Genomic DNA, 17,667 nt, shown 5'->3' on the forward strand with positions numbered 1-17,667 from the left:
GCCAGCGCGTCGCGGGCCGGCGGACGGGCGGACGCCGGTGCCGGGCGCGGGCGGGCCGCTGCCACCCGGTCGCGGAACACCGCGTCGTCGAAGACCTTCGCCGGCGTCTCCAGGCTCATCAGCATCCGCGTCAGCCCCCGCCATACGTGCCCGTCGGCGGAGGCCGCGGCCGCCACCTCGGGGAACGAGGGCCGGTCCGCGGGCACCCGTGGGCCGGGCCGCATCGGCGGCTCTCCGGCCACGGCCGCCGACCAGGCGGCGATACGGTCCGCGTCGGCCTGCGTCGACTGCTCGTACCAAGGCCGGAGAAGATCCTCGGCCGCGGCCGCCACCTGGGCGCTCAGCGTCTCGTCCACGGCCGGGGCGGCGGCGAGCATGTCGGCCAGCTGGAAGGCCTGGGTCAGCGCCAGCGAGAGGCCGCGGCCGAAGAGCGGGTTGGTGACGCAGGCGGCGTCACCGACGGAGAACAGGCCGGCCACCGGCTCCTGGCGGCGGGTCGCGACACCGCGCAGCACATTCGGCGGGCAGGTGATCGCCTCCACGGGGCCCAGTGGCTCACTCACGCCCTCGGCGACCCACGGCGCCACGTACGGGCTGGCGCACGCTGCCGCGGTGAAGCCCGCCGGGTGCCGGAGCGCGGTCATCGTCGCGTCGTCAGGCAGCACGGCGAGCGCGATGGCGAAGGTGTGGTTGTCACCGGGGTGCAGCACGCCCGCGTAGTGGTCCCAGACGCCGCCGGCGGCATTGCCCCGGTTGAGCGGGGCGGGTGCTGCCGTGCCGGTCAGCCGGTAGAAACGGCTGAAGCCGCGCAGGCCGGAAGGAGAGCTGAGGTCCTCGGCGACCGGGACCCCGGCGTCCGCGAGCCAGGACCGGGCGAGCGCCCTGCGGCCGCCGGCGTCCACGACGACATCGGCCGCCAGGTGCCGGCCGTCGGCGTCCACCACGCCGCGGACGCGCCGCCGGCTGCCGTCCAGGACGAGATGACGCACCGTCACCCCGTGGCTGATCTCGATCCGCGGGTCGGCGCGGACGACGCGGTACAGCACCAGATCGAGGACCGAGCGGCGGATCGCCAGGGCAGCCAGCTCGGCGTCGGCCGGCTCCCGGGAGAAGCCGCCGTCCGCCTGGGGCGCCACGGTGGTCAGGTCGAGCAGGGTGCCGCCCGCTTCCAGGGCGGCGTGCAGGACCTGCGGCGCCCGCTCCCGCAGGACCCGTACGCCCAGCGAGGTCAGGGTGTGCGAGTGGTGCGACTGCGGGACCGTGGGGCGGCGCCAGCCCGCCGCCACGCTCCCGGCCGGGCCCTCGGGGGGCGGGGCGGCCCGCTCCAGGACCCGGACCCGGTATCCGGCCTCCGCGAGGGCGAGGGCGGTGGCCAGGCCCGCGACGCTGCCCCCGGCGATGACGGCGGTGCCCATCGTCAGCGCCGGTATCCGTGCACGAAGAACACCCGGCGGACGTCCTTGACATGGCGCGGCGGCACGGGGTCGGGCCAGCGCCCGAAGTCGGCGCCGTCCTCGCCCGGCTGGACGGCCTCGATGTCGAAGCCATGGCCGGCGAACAGTCCTTCGGGGTCGTCGGTGCCGAACAGCCAGGGGCAGCCCCACCCGGCGAAGACGTCCAGCAGCGCCCGCATGTGGGGCAGTTCGAGGGCCGCGGTGTTGACGATGTCGGCGGCGAAGCGGCTGCCGGGTGCGGCGATGGCGGCCACCCGGTCCAGCATGCGCCGGGCGTCGGACTCCGGTATGTAGTAGAGCAGCCCTTCGAGCAGCCATGTCGAGGGCAGTGCGGGGTCGTAGCCCGCGGCGATGAGCTCGTCCTCCCAGTTGTCCGCCGTCAGGTCGACGGCGACCGTGTGGTGGTCCACCTGCGGCCGGGCGTCACCCAGCCGCTCCTTCTTGAAGGCGAGTACGGCCGGCCGGTCGACCTCGAAGTAGCGGGTGCCCTCGGGCCACGGGAGCCGGTAGGCGCGGGAGTCCATACCGGCGGGGGCAAGGACGATCTGGTGCATCTCCGGTTCCGCTGCGGCCTGTTGCAGGTACTCGTCGAAGAACCGGGTCCGGATGGCGTTGTAGTCAGGGGTGCTGGGCAGCGTGCGGGCGCGGTTGGGCGGGAAGGTCGCGGCCCGTACCTCCGCGAGCAGCCCGGGGCCGCTGTCACCGACGAGTCGGGCGGCGTACGGGTCTTCGTACAGCCGGTCCGCGCGCCGCGTTTCGGCGGCGCGCAGCGCGGCGGTGAGCAGAGCCGTACGTTCCACGGCATCCAGAGCCTCGGTCATCGGTGTTCCCCTTCATGAGTCGCCGGCAGCTGGGTCAGCCGCTGCCAGAGGGCGGGATCCTGTCGGAAGATGCGGTCCTTGACCTGCGTGGGACGGACTCCGGCGCCGACCGCGTCGTGCCAGTCACGCTGGAAGGCGTCGCGCGGCAGGAGGTGCAGGGTCGGATCGCCGAGCCGGCCGGCCTCGCGGGCTCGTCGGTAGCCGGGCGACTGCTCGCCGAGGTGGGTGTCGAGCAACCGGGCGAAGCGGGTGGTCTCCTGTCCGTTCCACGGTGTGTGCGGTGCCAGGGCGAAGCGGTAGTGCGGCTGCCCGGTGGGCGGCGTTGCCACCTGGCAGGTGGCGTTGCGCAGTTCCAGGCCCGTGGCGCTCAGCGCGGCCCGCAGCGCGCGGATGACCTGGGCCTCGCGCAGCCGCTCACCGGCCGCGTCGGACCGTGTGCCGCGGCCCGCGTACTCCACCCGGGGCACCCCGTCGACCCGGTCGACGACCCGGACCACGTCGCCCACCGCGTAGCGGTACAGCCCGCCGACGTGGCTGAAGAGGACGTGGTAGTCGCGGCCCGGTTCGAGTTCGTCCGGGAGCAGCGTCGCGACGTCGGGCGTGAGGTCCTGGTCGGCGTCCACGAACTCGTACACCGATGCGGTGGCCACCAGGCTCCCCGCGCAGGGGTGCCGGTCGAGTGCGACGCCCACCGGGCCCTCCGACGCGGCCACGGGTGCCGGCAGGACGGTCACTCCGGGGCCGAACTCCTCGCGCAGCCGGGGCAGATAGAGCGAGGCCGCTCCGGTGGTCCAGCAGAACAGCGCCCGCATGTGGGGCCAGATCTGCGCGGGGCGGACGATTCCGAAGTGGTCCGCCAGTCGCTCCAGTTCGGCGGCCCGCTGTGGTGCCGGGGCGCCGTACGGCACTCCGCCGAGGGTGCCGTCGTGCACCTCCTTGACGATCCGCGGCCACCAGAGGTTCAGCTGGTACGGCACGGCGGCCACCATCGCGGGGTTGATCCCGATGAGGCACCGGACATCGCTCTGCACGGCCAGCCGGAGCCGCAGATACATCTTCTCCAGATGCGCGTCGGCCGCCACCGGGACGGGAAGCGCCGCCCAGGGCGCGGCGGTTCCCGGTTCGGCGGACAGCGGCTCGCCGAACTTCTCCCCGAAGTCGACCTGGCTCGCGCCGACGTGCGGGCGGCCGTCGGCGGCGGTCGGCGGGGCGGCCAGGGGGTCGTGCTTGAGGTTCAGTACCGCGTCCGGGCGGGCCAGTACATCCGGGAAGTGCTCGATCAACGGCGCCCAGGCCGCGTAATAGAAGGGAAAGAAGGTGGAGCTCATAAAGCGTGGGGTGACCGGTATTTTCTTGTGTGCGCCGGTACTTCCGCTGCTGGTGAAGTACACGGTCGGCCGGTCCGCGGTCAGCACATTCGCCTCGCCCGCCGTGGTGCGGTCGATCCATGGGGCGTGGTCGGCGTAGTCCTGGACGGGGACGGCACGGCGGAACTCCTCCATCGTGCGGATACGCCCGAATCCGTGTGCCCGTCCGAAGGCCGTATCGGCGTTGAATTCCAGGAGGTCGGCGAGTACCCGCTGCTGGTGGCCGGCGAAATCGGCGGCGGCGCCGTGCAGCCGGGCGCGTTCCGCGAAGACCCGTTCCCGGTAGCGCTGTTCGTGGCCGGGCGAACCCCATCCGTCAGTGGAAGTCATCAGCGAGCGCCTCTCGTACGGCTGCCGCGGTGCGTGCCACATCACCGCATTCCTCGATCACCGTCATGGGGACGTCCCTCGTCTCCTCAAGCATGACTTTGCGCAGGTCGCGTTGGTAGCTCTCGAATGCGTGCTCGTGCGGCAGGGCTCCGGAGTGCTCCAGCCGGTTGAGCCGCGTGCCCTGCCCGCTCCGCCGCCAGGCCGTTTCGTGGGTCACGTCCAGGTACACGATCCGGCGTGGCCGCGGAAAGGAACGCCACCACGTGAACATGGGGTTTTCCTCCACACCGGCGAGCCGGCATTTCGCGAGAATTTTGTAGTAGTAGGAGTCCACCACTATCGGCGCGCCGGGTTCGCTTACCTGGATCCGGTCGCGGAGGTGGACGACCGCGGTCTGGAGCAGTGCGGCGAGGAAGTCCGCGGAATAGGTGGTGCCGAGGCCTGGCAGTACGTCGCTGACCACATTGCGCCGGAGCTGGGCCACCAGGGGGAATGCGGTTTCGGTGAACTTTCCGTCGGTGGACAGCAGACGCCAGGTGGGCACGGTCGCCGCCAGCTCGGCCATCACCGACGACTTTCCCGCGAAGTCGGCGCCCAGCAGCACGGAGAATTCGGCGTGTGCGGCGATTTCGACGTGTGCTGCATTTTCGACGTGTCCCGTCGGCATACGGTTCCTCCTCAGGCGGTCAGCACGGCGCAGGTGAACGTGAACCCCATTCCGGTGCCGATCAGCACGACGCGGTCCCCGGGGCGCAGCAGTCCGTTGCCCAGCAGGTGGTCGAGGCTGAGCAGCTGGTCGACCGAGCCCAGATGCCCTGTGGTCAGGCCGAATTCGAAGAGGGTCCGCTCCGGGTCCAGCCCGAGCGGCTCGACGAAACCGGACTCGAAGAGCCGGCGGCCCACGAAGGGCGGGACGACCCAGCGGGCTTCCCCGATGGAGCACCCGGCCTCGTCCAGCGCGGCCGTGACCACGCGCTGGACGGCGTCCACCGAGCGCTGCCGGGCCTCCTTCGGCGCCATGGTGCCCTGGGCGAAGAACTCGCGGGCCCTGCGCCGCATCGGCAGCGTCTCCAGCGCGGTGGGCGACACCGGGTGGAACGCCTCGTCTCCGCGCTGCAGGCCCTCCAGCGAGGTGTCCGTGTACGAGACGACGGACAGCACGCGCAGCGCGCCGCCGCCCCGCCCCAGAACCGCAGCCGCGGCGCCGTCTCCAAAGGCCATCCCCGAGTCGATGTTCCATCGGTCGACCCCGGGGGGTGCGAACCGGTCGGCGCAGGTCAGCAGGGCGCCGGACAGGTCGGGGCGGCCGGCCAGCAGGCTGCCGGCGAGCTCCAGGCACGCCAGCGAGCTGTTGGACAGCGCGGAGGCCTGCATGGAGAGGGTGTCGAGGGTCTCGCCGAGCAGCTGCCCGGCGATCCAGCAGGCGGCGGGCCACATGTCGAGCCCTTGGAAGTAGGTGCTGCCGTGCAGATGCAGGGTCGATGAGGGCCGGGTGGTGCCGGCCGCTGCCAGCGCGTCGCGGCCGGCCCGTACCGCCATTTCGGGGGGCGCGAGGTCCGCGGTGGACACCGAGACCGTACCGGCCTCCCGGGCGTCCTTCTCCGCGTACCTGCCGGCGGCTATGTCCGGTGCCACGGGGCGGAGTTCGCCCAGGTAGCTGCCCGTACCCTTGATCCAGAGGTCGTCGTAACGCACTTACTCGCGCTCCTCGTTCCGCGTCCGTAGCCAGTGCCGCAGTCCCGCGGCGTTGGACTCGAAGCCGCCCATGACCGCGAATCGCTCGGGATCGTCGGCGGGCATTCCTTCCTCCGCGGCGAACCGGCGCAGCAGCTCGGCCTCCAGGCCGTCGTCGGCCGAGCGTTCCGCGACCGTGCACCACCGCTGGAGCCGGTCCTCCGCGTCGGCGAGGAAGGCCGCCGGATCGCCGGGATCCCCGAAGTGGGTCAGTACGATCCGGGCCGGCCTCAGCTCTGCCATGCGGCGCATGCTCGCCACCGCCGCATCGCGGTCGAAGTGCGGCGGCGGGCAGGCCGGGCGGGCCGACCGCATACCGTCGACCCGGACTCCGGCCGCGTCCCCGGTGAACAGCACCCCGGTGCCGGCGTCCAGCACGACGAGGTGGTGGGGGGCGTGGCCCGGGGTGTGCAGGATGCGCAGTTCCCGGTCGCCCAGGTCGATCCGCGCACCGTCCTCGGCCGCCTGGATACGGGCCCCGTCCACCGGGGTCATCGATCCGTAGACCCGGTCCAGCAAGGCCCCGTGGACCCGTCGTGCGCTGGCCTCCAGCCGCGCCGGATCGGCCAGATGACGCGCGCCGAAGGGGTGCACCACGACCTTCGCCGCGGGGAAGGCGCGGCTCAGCGCGCCCGCCCCGCCGGCGTGGTCGAGGTGGACATGCGTCACGATGATCCACCCCAGGTCGCCGGGGGCGAGCCCGAAGGCGTCCAGCGCCGCCCGGGTGCGGGCGACGGACAGCGCGGTGCCCGTCTCGATCAAGGCGGGGCGGGCGCCGGGGATCAGGAAGACGCCGTTCATGCCGGGGTAGCCGGCCATGGTCGAATCCGCGACGAGCACGCCGTCGCCGAGGCTCACACAGCCGGCCGGCGGTGTGCTCACGGCGCGTACTCGCGGCCCAGCAGCTGCCGGGCGACCACGAGTTTGGTCGCGTTCTCCGTACCGTCCGCCAGCTGCAGACCGATGACGTCACGGAGGCGGTGGGCCATGGGCTGGTCCTCCGACCAGCCGAAGTGGCCGAGGGTGAGCAGCGCCTGGTGGGCCGCCTCCATCGCCGCCCTCGGCGCCCACCACTTCGCCATGTTGGCCTCGACCCGGTGGTCCTTGCCGACGTCGTTGCGCCACAGCGCCTCGTAGGCCAGCAGCCGGGCGCCGTGCAGGTAGGTGGCGTGCTCGACGAGGGGGAAGGCCACGCCCTGGTAGGTGCCGATGGGCCGGCCGAACGCCACCCGCTCCCGGGCGTGGGCGAAGGCCTTGTCCATGGAGGTGCCGGCGGCCCCGACCGCCATCAGGGCGATCAGCGCCCGCGAGTAGTCGAAGCCGCGCATGACCTGGACGAAGCCCAGCCCCGGCCCGCCGACCACCTCGTCCGGTGTGACCAGAAGGTCGTCGAACTCCAGCTCGGCGCGCCCGGCCGACCGGCACCCGAGGTCCGACAGCTGGGCCTTGGACACCCGGTCCTCGTCGAGCCGGGTGAAGAACGCCGTGACGCCCCGGGCGCCGGCCTCACCGGTGCGCGCGAAGACCAGGCCGTGGGTGGCGTAACTGCCGATCATGATCGACGTCTTGCGGCCGGTCAGCCGCCATCCGGCGCCGTCGGGCCGGGCGGGCAGCTCGATGCCGGCCGCATCGGTGCCGTGCTCGGGTTCGGTCAGGCACAGCGCCACGACGGACTCACCGCGCGCGATCGGCGGCAGCCACCGTGCCAGCTGCTCCTTGGTCCCGTTGGCGGCCAGCACCCCGGCGATCAGGGCGGCGTTGAGGACCGGGTAGCACACCGACTGGTCGGCCTTCGCCAGTTCCTCCAGCACGATGCCCGTACTGACCGCGTCCAGGCCCTGCCCCCCGTACTCGACCGGGATACGCAGGGAGAAGAGCCCCTNCTGCCCCCCGTACTCGACCGGGATACGCAGGGAGAAGAGCCCCTGCTCCGCCATGTCCTTGAGGAGCCCGGGCGGATAGCTGCCCCGGCGGTCGTTCTCCTGGTAGTCCGGCGCGATCCGCTCGGCCGCGAAGGCGCGGACGCGTGCGCGCAGAGCCTTCTGCTCGTCGGTGAACTCGAAGTCCATCTGTCTTCCTCTCAGTTCGACTGCAGCTGTGCACGCAGCAGGAACTTCTGGATCTTTCCCGAGGGGGTCTTGGGCAGCGTCTCGACGACCTCGACGCGCTCGGGCCAGTACTGCTTGGCCATGGCCAGGCCATCGAGATGGGCGCGCAGATCGTCGAGGGTGGGCGGGGTGCCATGGGCGATCAGCACGGCGCAGGCCCGCTCGCCCAGCCGCTCGTCGGGGTAGCCGACCACTGCCACATCGCGGATGGCGGGGTGCCGCAGCAGCGCGGCCTCCACCTCGGTGACCGGGATGTTCTCCGCACCGCGGGAGATGACGTCCTTGGTCCGGCCGGCGATGCGTATCCCACCGTGGCCGTCGTCGCGCGCGAGGTCGCCGGTGTCGAACCAGCCGTCCTCGGTCAGCGACGCCGCATAGACCTCGGGCCGCCGGAAGTAGCTCAGGCACTGGCTGGCGCCGCGGACCTGTAGCAGCCCGGTCGCGCCCGGGGCGACCGGCACTCCGGTCTCCTGGTCGACGATCCTGACCTCCATGCCCGGGACCGCGGTGCCGTCGCTCTCGGCGGCGCGCAGTACGGGCTCTTCGGGGCGGGTGACGGTGACACAGCCGTTCTCCGTCATGCCCCACAGGGCGTACACCCGGCAGCCCAGCACCTCGCGGGCGCGCTCCACCACCACGGGGGCGACCGGTGCGCTGCCGGTGGCGAAGGTGGCCAGCTCCGACAGGTCCCGCCGGTCGGCGCGCTGTGCCTCGATCAGGTCGGCGAGGAAGGTGGGCGCGCCCATGAAGAAGGTGACGCCCTCCTGTTCCAGGATCCGCAGCATCAGCTTCGGGTCCCATGCGTCGATGTGGACCGAGGTCGCGCCGAGCAGCAGCGGCATCACGAAGTTCCAGGTGTAGCCGCCCTGGTGGGTGGTGGGCGAGCCCATCGCGGTGACTTCGCCGGACGTCAGGTGCAGCACGTCCGCCTGTGCCTTGTTCATCGCGTACAGCGTGTTGTGGCTGTGCACGACGCCCTTGGGCTCACCGGTGGTCCCGGAGGTGAACATGACCTGGGCCGGGTCGTCGGGCCCCGCCTCCAGGGCGTCCAGCTCCGCCGCCGGATGCTCCTTCTCCCAGACCCTGCCGAGCAGATCGCGCTCGAAGTCGAGGGCGTCCTCGGCCCCGGCCGCGGCGCCGCCGAGCAGCACCCGGTGCCGCAGCGTCGGCACGGCCTCGGCCACTTCGGCGCTCATCTGCGCGTACGAGAAGCCGCGGTACTCCGCGGCGCCCACGTAGAGCGGGCTGCCGGTGAGCCGCGTCATGAACTCCACCTCGCGCCGGCGCATGATCGGCACGACCGGTCCGGCGACCGCGCCGGCCCGTGCGCAGGCGAGGCTGAGCGCGATGAACTCCCAGGAGTTGGGGAGCTGGAGCGTCACGACGTCGCCGGGCTTGACGCCCAGCCCGACGAGCGCGGCGGCAAGGCGCTCCACGTACCAGGCCAGCTTCCGGTACGTCAGCGATTCGGCCGGCCGGCCGTCGGTGTACCAGCAGACGAGCGCGGTCTTCTCGGGGTGCTCGGCGACCGCCCGGCGGAGGTCGTCGAGCAGGGTCTCCGCGCGCCACCAGCCGGCTTCGCGGTACCTGCTGCTGAGGAGGTCGGGGATGCCGGCCGCCGCGTCGGAGGTGTTCGGCTCGTGGGTCACCGTGGGTCCTCTCCAATCGTCTGTGGGCTCGGTGGTGCGCTCATGAGCCGAGGATTTCCTTGGCCCGGGCGGCGACGGCCCAGGACGTGACGCCGGCGCGCTCCAGCTGGTACTGCTGGCCGCCGGCGACCGAGGCGAACGCCCCTGGCACGCCCACCGCGCTGACGGTGGTGTGCGGCATCTCGGACAGCGCTTCGGCCACCGCGCCGCCGAATCCGCCGCCGATCCAGTGCTCCTCGACGGTGATCACCGCGCCGGTCGCCGCCGCGGCCTCGCGCAGCGTGCGGGTGTCGAGCGGCTTGACCGTGTGGGCGTTGAGGACCGTCGCCGCGACACCGTCGGCGGCGAGCTGGTCGGCCGCCTCCAGGGCGATGTGTACGGGGTAGGGGCCGCAGGCGGCGAGCGTGATGTCGCCGCCCTCCCGCAGGACCTGGATGCGGCCGAGCTCCACCGGGGGCGCGCCGGCGGGCAGGTCCGGGGTGGCGTTGCGGCCGAGCCGGAGGTAGACCGGGCCGGGCAGCTCCAGGGACTGCCGAAAGAGCCGGTCGGTGGTGTCCGCGTCCGTCGGGACGACGACCGTCATGTTCGGCAGCGCACGCATCACCGCCAGGTCTTCCAGCGAGTGATGGGTGGGCCCCAAGTGGCCGGCGGACAGCCCGGAGTGGGTGGCGGCGATCTTCACCGGCAGGTCGTTGAGCGCGATGTCGAGCTTGACCGCTTCCAGCGCCCGGCTCGCGGCGAAGGTCGCCATGGTGTTCACGACCGGGATCCGGCCGCTCCTGGCGAGCCCGGCGGCGGCGCCCATGAGGGTGTGCTCGGCGATGCCGAGGTTGAGGTAGCGGTCCTGTGCGGGGGTGAGGTCGACGCCGTTGAAGAGCCCGGTGTCGGTGTCCAGGCAGACCAGGCGCTCGTCCGAGGGCAGCAGCTCCATCAGGGCGTTGCGGTAGGTCTCCCGCGAGGAGAGCACGGTCTTCGGCTCGGCGGCGGTGGCGTTGCTCATGCCTGGCTCCTCTCGGTCGCGGCGCGCAGGGCGCTCATCGCGCGTTGCCGCTGGCGGCCGCTCAGCCGTGCGTAGTGGCTGCGGGCCTGTCCCTCGACGAACGGCAGTCCCTTGCCCTTGACCGTCCGGGCGATCACCATCGTCGGTCTGCCGGGTTCGGGGGCCGCGTGGAGTACGGCCCTGAGCGCGTCGAGGTCGTGGCCGTCCACCTCGTGGGTGTGCCAGCCGAAGGCCCGCCAGCGGTCGGCGAGCGGTTCGAGCCGGACGACCTCCTCGGTGCCGCCGGTGATCTGCAGCTCGTTGCGGTCGATGACGGCCGTGAGGTTGTCCAGGCCCTGGCTGCTCGCCACCGCGGCGGCCTCCCAGACCGAGCCCTCCTGGAGCTCTCCGTCACCCATGACGACGAAGGAGCGCCGGTCGCTGCGGTCGAGCCGGGCGGCCAGGGCGAAGCCCAGGCCCAGTGCCAGCCCGTGGCCGAGGGAGCCGGTGGGCATCTCCACGCCGGGGATCTCCGGATGGGGGTGTGCCATGAACTCGCTGCCGGCCGTGCCGTATTCGGCGAGCCGCTCGACGGGAAAGAACCCCCGCTCGGCGAGCGTGGCGTACAGCCCGATGCCGCCGTGGCCCTTGCTGAGCACCAGGATGTCCCGGTCCGGGTCGTCCGGGTGCTCGGGGTCGATCCGCAGCGCGTCAAAGTAGAGCGCCACCAGAATTTCCACCAGGGACATCGAGCCGCCGATGTGGCCGCCTTCCTGGCTGGCGCACATGTCGACGATGCGTTCCCGGATACGGCCGGCCGCGGCCCTCAACTGCTCGGTGCCGGGCACGGACCGTATGTCCGGCGGCGCGATCGCGCCATTCATCCTTTTCTCCATCCCGCTGTGACTGGCATCAATTCGGATGCAGACCGGTGAACTCCAGGCCGAGGTGCTCGGGCAGGCCGCATCGGATGTTCATGGCCTGCACGGCGTTCCCGGCGCCGCCCTTGACGAGGTTGTCCAGCGCCCCGATCAGCAGCGCGTGCGGCGATCCCGTTTCCACCGAGAACCCCACATCGCAGAAGTTGGATCCGGAGAGGATCTTCGGATCGGGGAACCGGTGCAGCCCGCGGCGTTCGGCCACGATCCGCACGAACGGCTCGTGCTGATAGCTCGTGCGATAGGCGGCCCGTAGCGCGCGCTCGTCCACTCCGTCCGCGAGCCGCACCCGGCACAGCACCTGGACGCCGCGTACGGCCTCCACCCCGCTGGCGGTCATCCGTACGGTCAGCCCGGTCGCCTGGGCCATCTCCGCCTCGTGCCGGTGCCGGTTCGGCGCGAACACGCGCAGCGCACCGCTCCGTTCGGCGTGCAGGTTGCCCGGCCCTGCGGTGGCGCCGGATCCGCTGGAGCCGGTCCGGGCGTCGACGGTGACCTCGCCTTCGACGAGTCCCGCCCGGGCCACCGGGGCCAGGGTGAGAATTCCCGCCGTGGCCATGCAGCCGGGCACCGAGATCCGGTCGGCCGTCCGCAGTTCTTCCCGGTGGAATTCCGGCAGGCCGGGCGTGAAGGAGTCGAGCAGATCGGCCGCCTCGTGGGGTACGCCGTAGTAATCGGCGTACACCTCCGGGGAACGCAGCCGGAAGTCGCCCGACAGGTCGATGACCGTCTTCGCATGGCCGAGGAACTCCGGCATGCGCCGCATGGTCTCCCGGTGCGGCGCCGCCAGGAACAACAGGTCGTACTCGCCCAGCGCGGCCGGTTCGCAAAAGCGCAGTTCGGTGCGTCCGCGCAGGTTCGGATGGACTCCGGCGACCGCCCGGCCGGCGAAGCTGCGGGACGTGGCGGCCGCCAGTTCCACCTCCGGGTGGCCCACGAGCAGGCGCAGCAGCTCTCCGCCGATGTATCCGGCGCCGCCCACCACGGCAACGCGCATCATGTCGCCCCCTTGGTCAGCATGTACCGCACAATGCGGTCGGCAACGTCCACCCGGTTTCCCTGGGCCTCCTGGAATCCCGCGAATTCCACCCGGTGGTTGACCTCCAGCACCGACGTCATGCCCTCGTCGTCGACGACGAGGTCGACGCCGGCGATTTCCGCCCCGACCGCGTCCGCCGCGGTGACGGCGAGTTTGGCGTCCTCCTCGCTGAGCGCAAGGAATTCACTGGCTCCGCCGCGTGCGACATTGGTGCGCCATTCGGAACTGCTGCGGTGGATGGCGCCGAGTACCTCACCGCCCACCACGATGACGCGTATGTCGCGGTCGAGTTTGGGGATCATTTCCTGGACATAGACGATGTGGGACTGCGGCGAGGGGAGGGCCGCGATGTGTTCGAGGACCGTGGCCGCGATCCGCGGGTCCTCCACCGGTGTGACCAGCCGGCCCCACGAGCCGACCAGCGGCTTGATCACCGCCGGGTACCCGATCTCGTCCAGCGCGGCCAGGGCCGCGTTTGGGGTCATGGCCAGCGCGGTCCGCGGAGTGGGCAGTCCGCGTCGTTGCAGCGCCATGGAGGTCAGCCACTTGTCACCGCAGATCGCGGTGGCGGCCGCGGTGTTCACGACGGTCGCGCCCGCCGCCTCCAGGGCGGTGGCCGCATAGCTCGCGCGGTACTGCCCGATCTCCCGGTTGAGAACGACCCGGTGGGCCGGCAGGCTCCCGCCGAGGGTGACGGACAGGTCCCGCGCGTCGAGGTAACTGAAGGCGACCGAGCGCTTTTCGAGCGCGGTCATGATGCGCTTCTCCTCCGTGCGGACTCTGGACGCCAGCACGGTGATGGACGGTTCCGGAGAACTCACCGCTACTCTCCCCAGTCCTCCTCGACCTCCGGCGCCTGGGCCAGGGTCGCCGGTTCCAACGAGGTCACCTCCAATTCGCTTCGGCAGTCACCACATTCGACGATTTCACTCACCCGGGTATCGGGTTCGATCTTTACCTGAGCATCACACTCAGGACATGCCGCGACGGACATGCGCCCTCCAAGGGATCCGAAATTACTGCGCTCCGCCGCAGTGCATGAATTCACTGCGGCGCGGCCAGGAAACAGTAACGCCAAAACGAGCAGGGGAACCATGCACAGATCGTTTTCGATCCCATCACCGGAGCTTATTTGAAGGGACAAATAAGGTGCCATTATGCGGGCCATAAAGACCTGCAACGGGTAACGGCCCTGACCCGGCGGAGGAAGCATCTAGTGTCCATCGGCATCACCTCAAGATTTCTTCCGCATATCCATGCGTACCGCTAGGAGTTGTCATGCAGGGAGCTGCCGCCAGTACCGCCGTCCACGAGGGCGTCCGGGTCTCGCTCGCCGACCCGGCGCTGCACACCCGCACCCCGGGCGAGGAGTTCGCCTGGTCCGTGCGGGGAGCGGGTACCGCGGAAGACCGGGTCATCCCCTTCCGGGCCCATCTGCCGGCGGTGTTCCCGCTGTTCGCGACGCGTCCGCGCTACGCGGTGCGTCATCTGCTGAAGACCGCGTCCGTGCCCGACCGCACGGTGCCCTTTGTCCACGAGCCGCCCGCCACCACGCTGAGCGCGTCCGGCACCTCGTACGACACCACGCCCGAGGCGGCCTTCGCACCGCGTATGAGCGAGGCCGAGCTCACCGATCTGTCGGTGGCCGTACCGCTGCCCGCCGGCCTGCTGGACGAGCCGAGCCTGCTGGCGTCCTTCGTCGACTACCGGGTGCTGGTCCGGCTGTCCGCCGTGGAGAACGACGCGCTGCTGCACGGCACCGCGGACAAGAAGATTCCCGGACTGCTCACCCTCCCCGAGAGCCGCCAGGCCCCGCTCGGTGACGACCTCGCCGAGGCCCTCACCTCCGCCGCCGCGGAGGTCGAGGAGACCGGCGGTTCGTGTGACGGCATCGTCGTCCACCCCTTCACCTACTGGGAGCTGGTCAAGGGCGGCGTCCTCGAACTGCTCGCCAGGGCCGGCATCACCGTCTCCCGTACCCGCATGATCCCGCGTGACCAGGTGCTGCTCGGCGACTTCCGGGCCGCGGCCACCCTCCTCGTGCCGGACGTGGCGTCGCTGGCGCTGCGCAGGGGCGCCGGGCCGGAGGGCTGCGACCTGATCGAGGCAACCACCCGTGTCGGCCTCGCCGTTCACCTGCCGCAGCACTTCCTGCTGCTGTCGCGCGACTGAAGCACGTGCCGGAGAAATCGGACGACCGCGATGACGACGGAAGGATCCCTCCCCCCGATGGCCGAAAAGCCCCCACGCATCCTCTACGTCACCGGCTGGATGCGCAGCGGCAGTACGCTGCTGGGCAATGTCCTCAATGAACTCCCCGGGGTATTGCATGTCGGAGAACTGCACTATCTGTGGCAGAACGGAGTGCTGGAATCGGGCACCAATTCCGACTGCGGCTGCGGACTGAGTCTGCGTGACTGTCCGTTGTGGTCGGCCGTGCTGACGGCCACCCAGTCGGCGACACCGGATGCCACCGCCACCGCCCACCACGTGACGATGCGCCAGCACGCCCTGCTGAGGACCCGCCACACCCGCACCCGGCTCGCCGAGGCGCGGGGCGAGACAGTGCCCGCGCCCGGTATCACCGAGCTCCTCGACCGTACGGCGGACATCTACCGGCTGGTCGCCCGCGAGGGCGGTGACCGCCTGATCGTGGACGGCTCGAAGTACCCGGCGGAGGCGGCGGCGCTGCTGGGTCGCAGCGACCTCGACGTCCGTGTGCTGCACGTCGTACGGGACCCGCGGGCCACCGCGCTGTCCTACCGGCGCAGCAAGCAGTACATCGACCCGATGAGCCCGGCGCGCAGCAGCAACTACTGGACGGCCTTCAACCTCGCCTCGGAGCTGATCGGTGAGAGCGCCGGCGGCCGGTATCTGCGGATCCGGCACGAGGACCTCTCACAGCGGCCGAAGGACGTCGTCACCGAGGTGCTGCGGTTCGCCGGACTCGACGACGCCTCACCGGTGGACGAGTCCGGAAAGGTGCACCTGAGCGGGAACCACACGGTCACCGGCAACCCCGACCGGCTGCGCCAGGGCGAGACCCTGATCCGCCCCGACAGCCGCTGGCACACCGAGCTCTCCGCCGCCGACACCGCCACGGTGACCGCGCTGACCGCTCCTCTGCTCGCCCGTTACGGCTACCCGGTGCTGCCCGGCCGGGTGTGGCCCTCGCCAGAAAAGGACCTCGGATAGTGGATCTCGGACTCGACGGCCGGGTCGCCCTGGTCGCAGCGTCGAGCAGCGGGCTCGGCCTCGCCGTCGCGCGCACCCTCGCGGCGGAAGGCGCCCATGTCGCGCTCTGCGGCAGGGATCCGGACAAGTTGGCGCGGGCCCGTGCGGAGGTGGACGGCTGCGGCCCCGGCAGGGTGGTGAGCACCGTGGTCGACCTGCGCGACGAGGACGCCGCCGCCGCGTGGGTACGGCAGACGGCCGAGGAATTCGGCGGGCTGCACATCGTGGTGACCAACTCCGGCGGTGTGCCGTTCGGCCCGGTGGAGAGCTTCAAGGTCGCCGAGTACCGGCAGGCGGTCAACGACAATCTGCTCCCCCATGTGTCGCTCTCGCTCGCCGCCGCGCCCTATCTCACCGAAGCCGGCTGGGGCCGGATCGTCATGATCACCTCCGAGGCGGTGCGCCAGCCGCACCCCGGGAGCGGTCTGTCCTCCGTCGCACGGCTGGGCGTGCTGGGGTTCGTCAAGGGGCTGGTGCACTCCCTCGGCGCCAGCGGGGTCACCGTGAACGTCCTGGCCCCCGGATTCCACCGGACACCGATCCTCGACGAGCAGTACGGGGCACAGGTGGAGGAGCGGATCGCCGAAGTCGCCAGGGAACTGCCGCTGGGCCGGATAGGCCGGGCCGAGGACCTGGGAAGCCTTGCCGCCTTCCTCGCCAGCGAGCAGGCGGCGTTCGTCACCGGCACCGTGCTGGTGGCGGACGGCGGCAACACACGCGGTATCGGCTGACGGAGCTGATGGAGCTGACGGAGGGGAATGTGAGCAAGGAAGCGTTGCCGGCAGGCACAAAGGTCGCGCCGTCCTCAGGAGCGGAGGCACAGCAGCCCTGGGTGCGCACCTTCCTGGGTGTCATCACCGCGCTGTTCTGCACCTTCGCCTCGTTCGGCCTGGTGATTCCGGTCATTCCGCGGCTGGTCACCGAGCAGCTGCACGGGTCACCGTTCGAGGTCGGGGCGACGTTCACCGTGTCGGGCGTGGTGGCGCTGCTCGTCAGGCCGTACGCGGGGCAGGTCGCCCAGCGGCGGGGCAGCCGGCCGGTGATGATGCTGGGCGCGCTGCTCATCATCGTCGTCGGCGCGCTGTACGCACTGCCGTTGGGCCTGCCCGGCCTGCTCGTGGCGCGTCTGGTGATGGGCGTGGGAGAGGCCTTTCTCTTCACCGCCGGGTCGGTGTGGACGGTGTCGCTCACTCCCCCGGAGCGGCGCGGCCAGATCGTCGGCTTCTACGGGCTGGCGATGTGGAGCGGGCTCACGGTGGGGCCGGTCCTGGGCGAGGTGGTGTTCCGCACCGGCTCGTACACCGCCGTGTGGATCCTTGCCTCGGCGCTGCCCGCCGTCGCGGTCGTGGTGCTGACGCTGCTGCCCAACAGCGCCCGTCTGGGCACCGCGGTCTCCGGCCGGCTGCTGCCGCCCTCGTCGGTGCTGCCCGGCCTGTCCCTGGGCTGCGGTGCCTTCGGGTACGCCGCGGTCGCGAGCTTCGGGGCGCTGTCGCTGACCTCCCGCGGAATCGCCAACGGCTCCTTGCTGCTGAGCCTGTTCAGCGTGGCGTATGTGGTCGTTCGGCTGGTCGCCGGGCGGATGCCGGACCGGATCGGCGCGCTGCCCGTGATCGTCGTCTCGGCCTCGGTCGAGGCCATCGGCATGGTGCTGATCGCGTTCGCCCCGTCCCTGTGGCCGGCGGCGGTCGGCGCGCTCATCGCCGGCGGCGGCTTCACCCTGCTCTACCCCGCCCTGGCCCTGATCACCATCGACACCTCACCGGAGGCCGAACGCGGCGCCGCGCTCGGCGCCATCACCTCCTTCTTCGATATCGCTGTCGGTATCGCGGGGCTGCTCGGCGGGCTGCTCGCCGAGGTGAGTTACACCGCGACCTTCCTGCTGTCCGCGGTGGCCGTCCTGGGCTCGCTGTTCACCGGCACCGTCGCGGCCCGGCGCCGTAACAAGGCGCTGGGGCTGCCGGCCCGCTGACCGCCCGATCCGCACAGCACTCTTCCCGTCCACGCATGAAAGGGA

The 17,667-nt window shown here is 71.5% G+C and carries 17 protein-coding genes and 1 pseudogene; 4 read left to right on the top strand and 14 right to left on the bottom strand.

Features of this window, described 5'->3' with window-relative positions; all coding sequences use genetic code 11:
• From DY245_RS44335 to lysW, 14 genes and pseudogenes are all read right to left on the bottom strand, one after another.
• Positions 1 to 1,415, bottom strand: a 1,415-nt coding sequence (locus DY245_RS44335) for an NAD(P)/FAD-dependent oxidoreductase (RefSeq protein WP_181923663.1), incomplete at its 3' end; no start/stop codon positions are given.
• Between the two features lie 2 nt (positions 1,416 to 1,417).
• Complete coding sequence (locus DY245_RS13525; protein WP_128507026.1) at positions 1,418 to 2,275, bottom strand: class I SAM-dependent methyltransferase; 858 nt, start codon at positions 2,273 to 2,275, stop codon at positions 1,418 to 1,420.
• Positions 2,272 to 3,972, bottom strand: coding sequence for a GH3 family acyl-acid amido synthetase (locus tag DY245_RS13530; protein ID WP_128507028.1), 1,701 nt, complete (start codon positions 3,970 to 3,972; stop codon positions 2,272 to 2,274). Before DY245_RS13530 ends, DY245_RS13525 begins: the two co-directional genes overlap by 4 nt.
• Positions 3,959 to 4,639 (bottom strand): hypothetical protein, encoded by a 681-nt coding sequence (locus DY245_RS13535; RefSeq protein WP_128507031.1) that lies wholly within the window; start codon positions 4,637 to 4,639, stop codon positions 3,959 to 3,961. The genes DY245_RS13530 and DY245_RS13535 overlap by 14 nt, the downstream gene beginning before the upstream one ends.
• Positions 4,640 to 4,650: 11 nt before the next feature.
• Positions 4,651 to 5,667 (bottom strand): ketoacyl-ACP synthase III family protein, encoded by a 1,017-nt coding sequence (locus DY245_RS13540; RefSeq protein ID WP_128507033.1) that lies wholly within the window; start codon positions 5,665 to 5,667, stop codon positions 4,651 to 4,653.
• On the bottom strand, positions 5,668 to 6,588 hold the full coding sequence (locus tag DY245_RS13545) for an MBL fold metallo-hydrolase (protein ID WP_128507035.1): 921 nt from the start codon (positions 6,586 to 6,588) through the stop codon (positions 5,668 to 5,670). It abuts the gene before it with no gap.
• Complete coding sequence (locus DY245_RS13550; protein ID WP_425329380.1) at positions 6,585 to 7,574, bottom strand: acyl-CoA dehydrogenase family protein; 990 nt, start codon at positions 7,572 to 7,574, stop codon at positions 6,585 to 6,587. Before DY245_RS13550 ends, DY245_RS13545 begins: the two co-directional genes overlap by 4 nt.
• Positions 7,575 to 7,589: 15 nt before the next feature.
• Positions 7,590 to 7,775, bottom strand: a pseudogene (locus tag DY245_RS46235) (acyl-CoA dehydrogenase family protein); the annotation flags it as partial.
• An 11-nt stretch (positions 7,776 to 7,786) separates the two neighbouring features.
• Positions 7,787 to 9,463, bottom strand: a complete 1,677-nt coding sequence (locus DY245_RS13555; RefSeq protein WP_128507039.1) for an AMP-binding protein — start codon at positions 9,461 to 9,463, stop codon at positions 7,787 to 7,789.
• A gap of 40 nt (positions 9,464 to 9,503) precedes the next feature.
• The gene (locus DY245_RS13560) at positions 9,504 to 10,463 is read right to left on the bottom strand and encodes a transketolase family protein (RefSeq protein WP_128507042.1); all 960 of its coding nucleotides are present in this window, start codon (positions 10,461 to 10,463) and stop codon (positions 9,504 to 9,506) included.
• Positions 10,460 to 11,326, bottom strand: a complete 867-nt coding sequence (locus DY245_RS13565; RefSeq protein WP_128507044.1) for a transketolase — start codon at positions 11,324 to 11,326, stop codon at positions 10,460 to 10,462. Before DY245_RS13565 ends, DY245_RS13560 begins: the two co-directional genes overlap by 4 nt.
• 28 nt (positions 11,327 to 11,354) lie before the next feature.
• Positions 11,355 to 12,380, bottom strand: coding sequence for an N-acetyl-gamma-glutamyl-phosphate reductase (gene argC, locus DY245_RS13570; RefSeq protein ID WP_128507046.1), 1,026 nt, complete (start codon positions 12,378 to 12,380; stop codon positions 11,355 to 11,357).
• Positions 12,377 to 13,240, bottom strand: a complete 864-nt coding sequence (locus tag DY245_RS13575) for a RimK family alpha-L-glutamate ligase (RefSeq protein ID WP_244943025.1) — start codon at positions 13,238 to 13,240, stop codon at positions 12,377 to 12,379. Before DY245_RS13575 ends, argC begins: the two co-directional genes overlap by 4 nt.
• A gap of 2 nt (positions 13,241 to 13,242) precedes the next feature.
• The gene (lysW, locus tag DY245_RS47840) at positions 13,243 to 13,632 is read right to left on the bottom strand and encodes a lysine biosynthesis protein LysW (protein WP_342354189.1); all 390 of its coding nucleotides are present in this window, start codon (positions 13,630 to 13,632) and stop codon (positions 13,243 to 13,245) included.
• 65 nt (positions 13,633 to 13,697) lie between these two features.
• On the opposite strand from lysW, the gene DY245_RS13585 reads away from it, so the two are divergent.
• The 4 genes from DY245_RS13585 to DY245_RS13600 are packed head-to-tail and all read left to right on the top strand — an operon-like array spanning position 13,698 to position 17,622.
• The gene (locus DY245_RS13585) at positions 13,698 to 14,591 is read left to right on the top strand and encodes a family 3 encapsulin nanocompartment shell protein (RefSeq protein ID WP_181923664.1); all 894 of its coding nucleotides are present in this window, start codon (positions 13,698 to 13,700) and stop codon (positions 14,589 to 14,591) included.
• 57 nt (positions 14,592 to 14,648) lie between these two features.
• On the top strand, positions 14,649 to 15,614 hold the full coding sequence (locus tag DY245_RS13590; RefSeq protein ID WP_128507048.1) for a sulfotransferase: 966 nt from the start codon (positions 14,649 to 14,651) through the stop codon (positions 15,612 to 15,614).
• Positions 15,614 to 16,384 carry an SDR family NAD(P)-dependent oxidoreductase gene (locus DY245_RS13595; RefSeq protein WP_128507050.1) on the top strand — a complete coding sequence of 257 codons (771 nt, stop codon included), beginning with the start codon at positions 15,614 to 15,616 and terminating at the stop codon, positions 16,382 to 16,384. The genes DY245_RS13590 and DY245_RS13595 overlap by 1 nt, the downstream gene beginning before the upstream one ends.
• Before the next feature lie 29 nt (positions 16,385 to 16,413).
• A complete protein-coding gene (locus DY245_RS13600; protein WP_181923665.1) occupies positions 16,414 to 17,622 on the top strand; it encodes an MFS transporter in 1,209 nt (402 codons plus the stop codon).
• The last annotated feature ends 45 nt before the right edge of the window (positions 17,623 to 17,667 follow it).

This window comes from Streptomyces inhibens, from assembly GCF_003389455.1.
GTDB lineage: Bacteria > Actinomycetota > Actinomycetes > Streptomycetales > Streptomycetaceae > Streptomyces > Streptomyces inhibens.

Coding starts and splice junctions, on each gene's coding strand:
- argC (WP_128507046.1), bottom strand. CDS start 12,380: ATGATGCGCGTTGCCGTGGTGGGCGGCGCCGGATACATCGGCGGAGAG.
- DY245_RS13590 (WP_128507048.1), top strand. CDS start 14,649: ATGGCCGAAAAGCCCCCACGCATCCTCTACGTCACCGGCTGGATGCGC.
- DY245_RS13530 (WP_128507028.1), bottom strand. CDS start 3,972: ATGACTTCCACTGACGGATGGGGTTCGCCCGGCCACGAACAGCGCTAC.
- lysW (WP_342354189.1), bottom strand. CDS start 13,632: ATGCTTCCTCCGCCGGGTCAGGGCCGTTACCCGTTGCAGGTCTTTATG.
- DY245_RS13585 (WP_181923664.1), top strand. CDS start 13,698: ATGCAGGGAGCTGCCGCCAGTACCGCCGTCCACGAGGGCGTCCGGGTC.
- DY245_RS13560 (WP_128507042.1), bottom strand. CDS start 10,463: ATGAGCAACGCCACCGCCGCCGAGCCGAAGACCGTGCTCTCCTCGCGG.
- DY245_RS13525 (WP_128507026.1), bottom strand. CDS start 2,275: ATGACCGAGGCTCTGGATGCCGTGGAACGTACGGCTCTGCTCACCGCC.
- DY245_RS13565 (WP_128507044.1), bottom strand. CDS start 11,326: ATGAATGGCGCGATCGCGCCGCCGGACATACGGTCCGTGCCCGGCACC.
- DY245_RS13535 (WP_128507031.1), bottom strand. CDS start 4,639: ATGCCGACGGGACACGTCGAAAATGCAGCACACGTCGAAATCGCCGCA.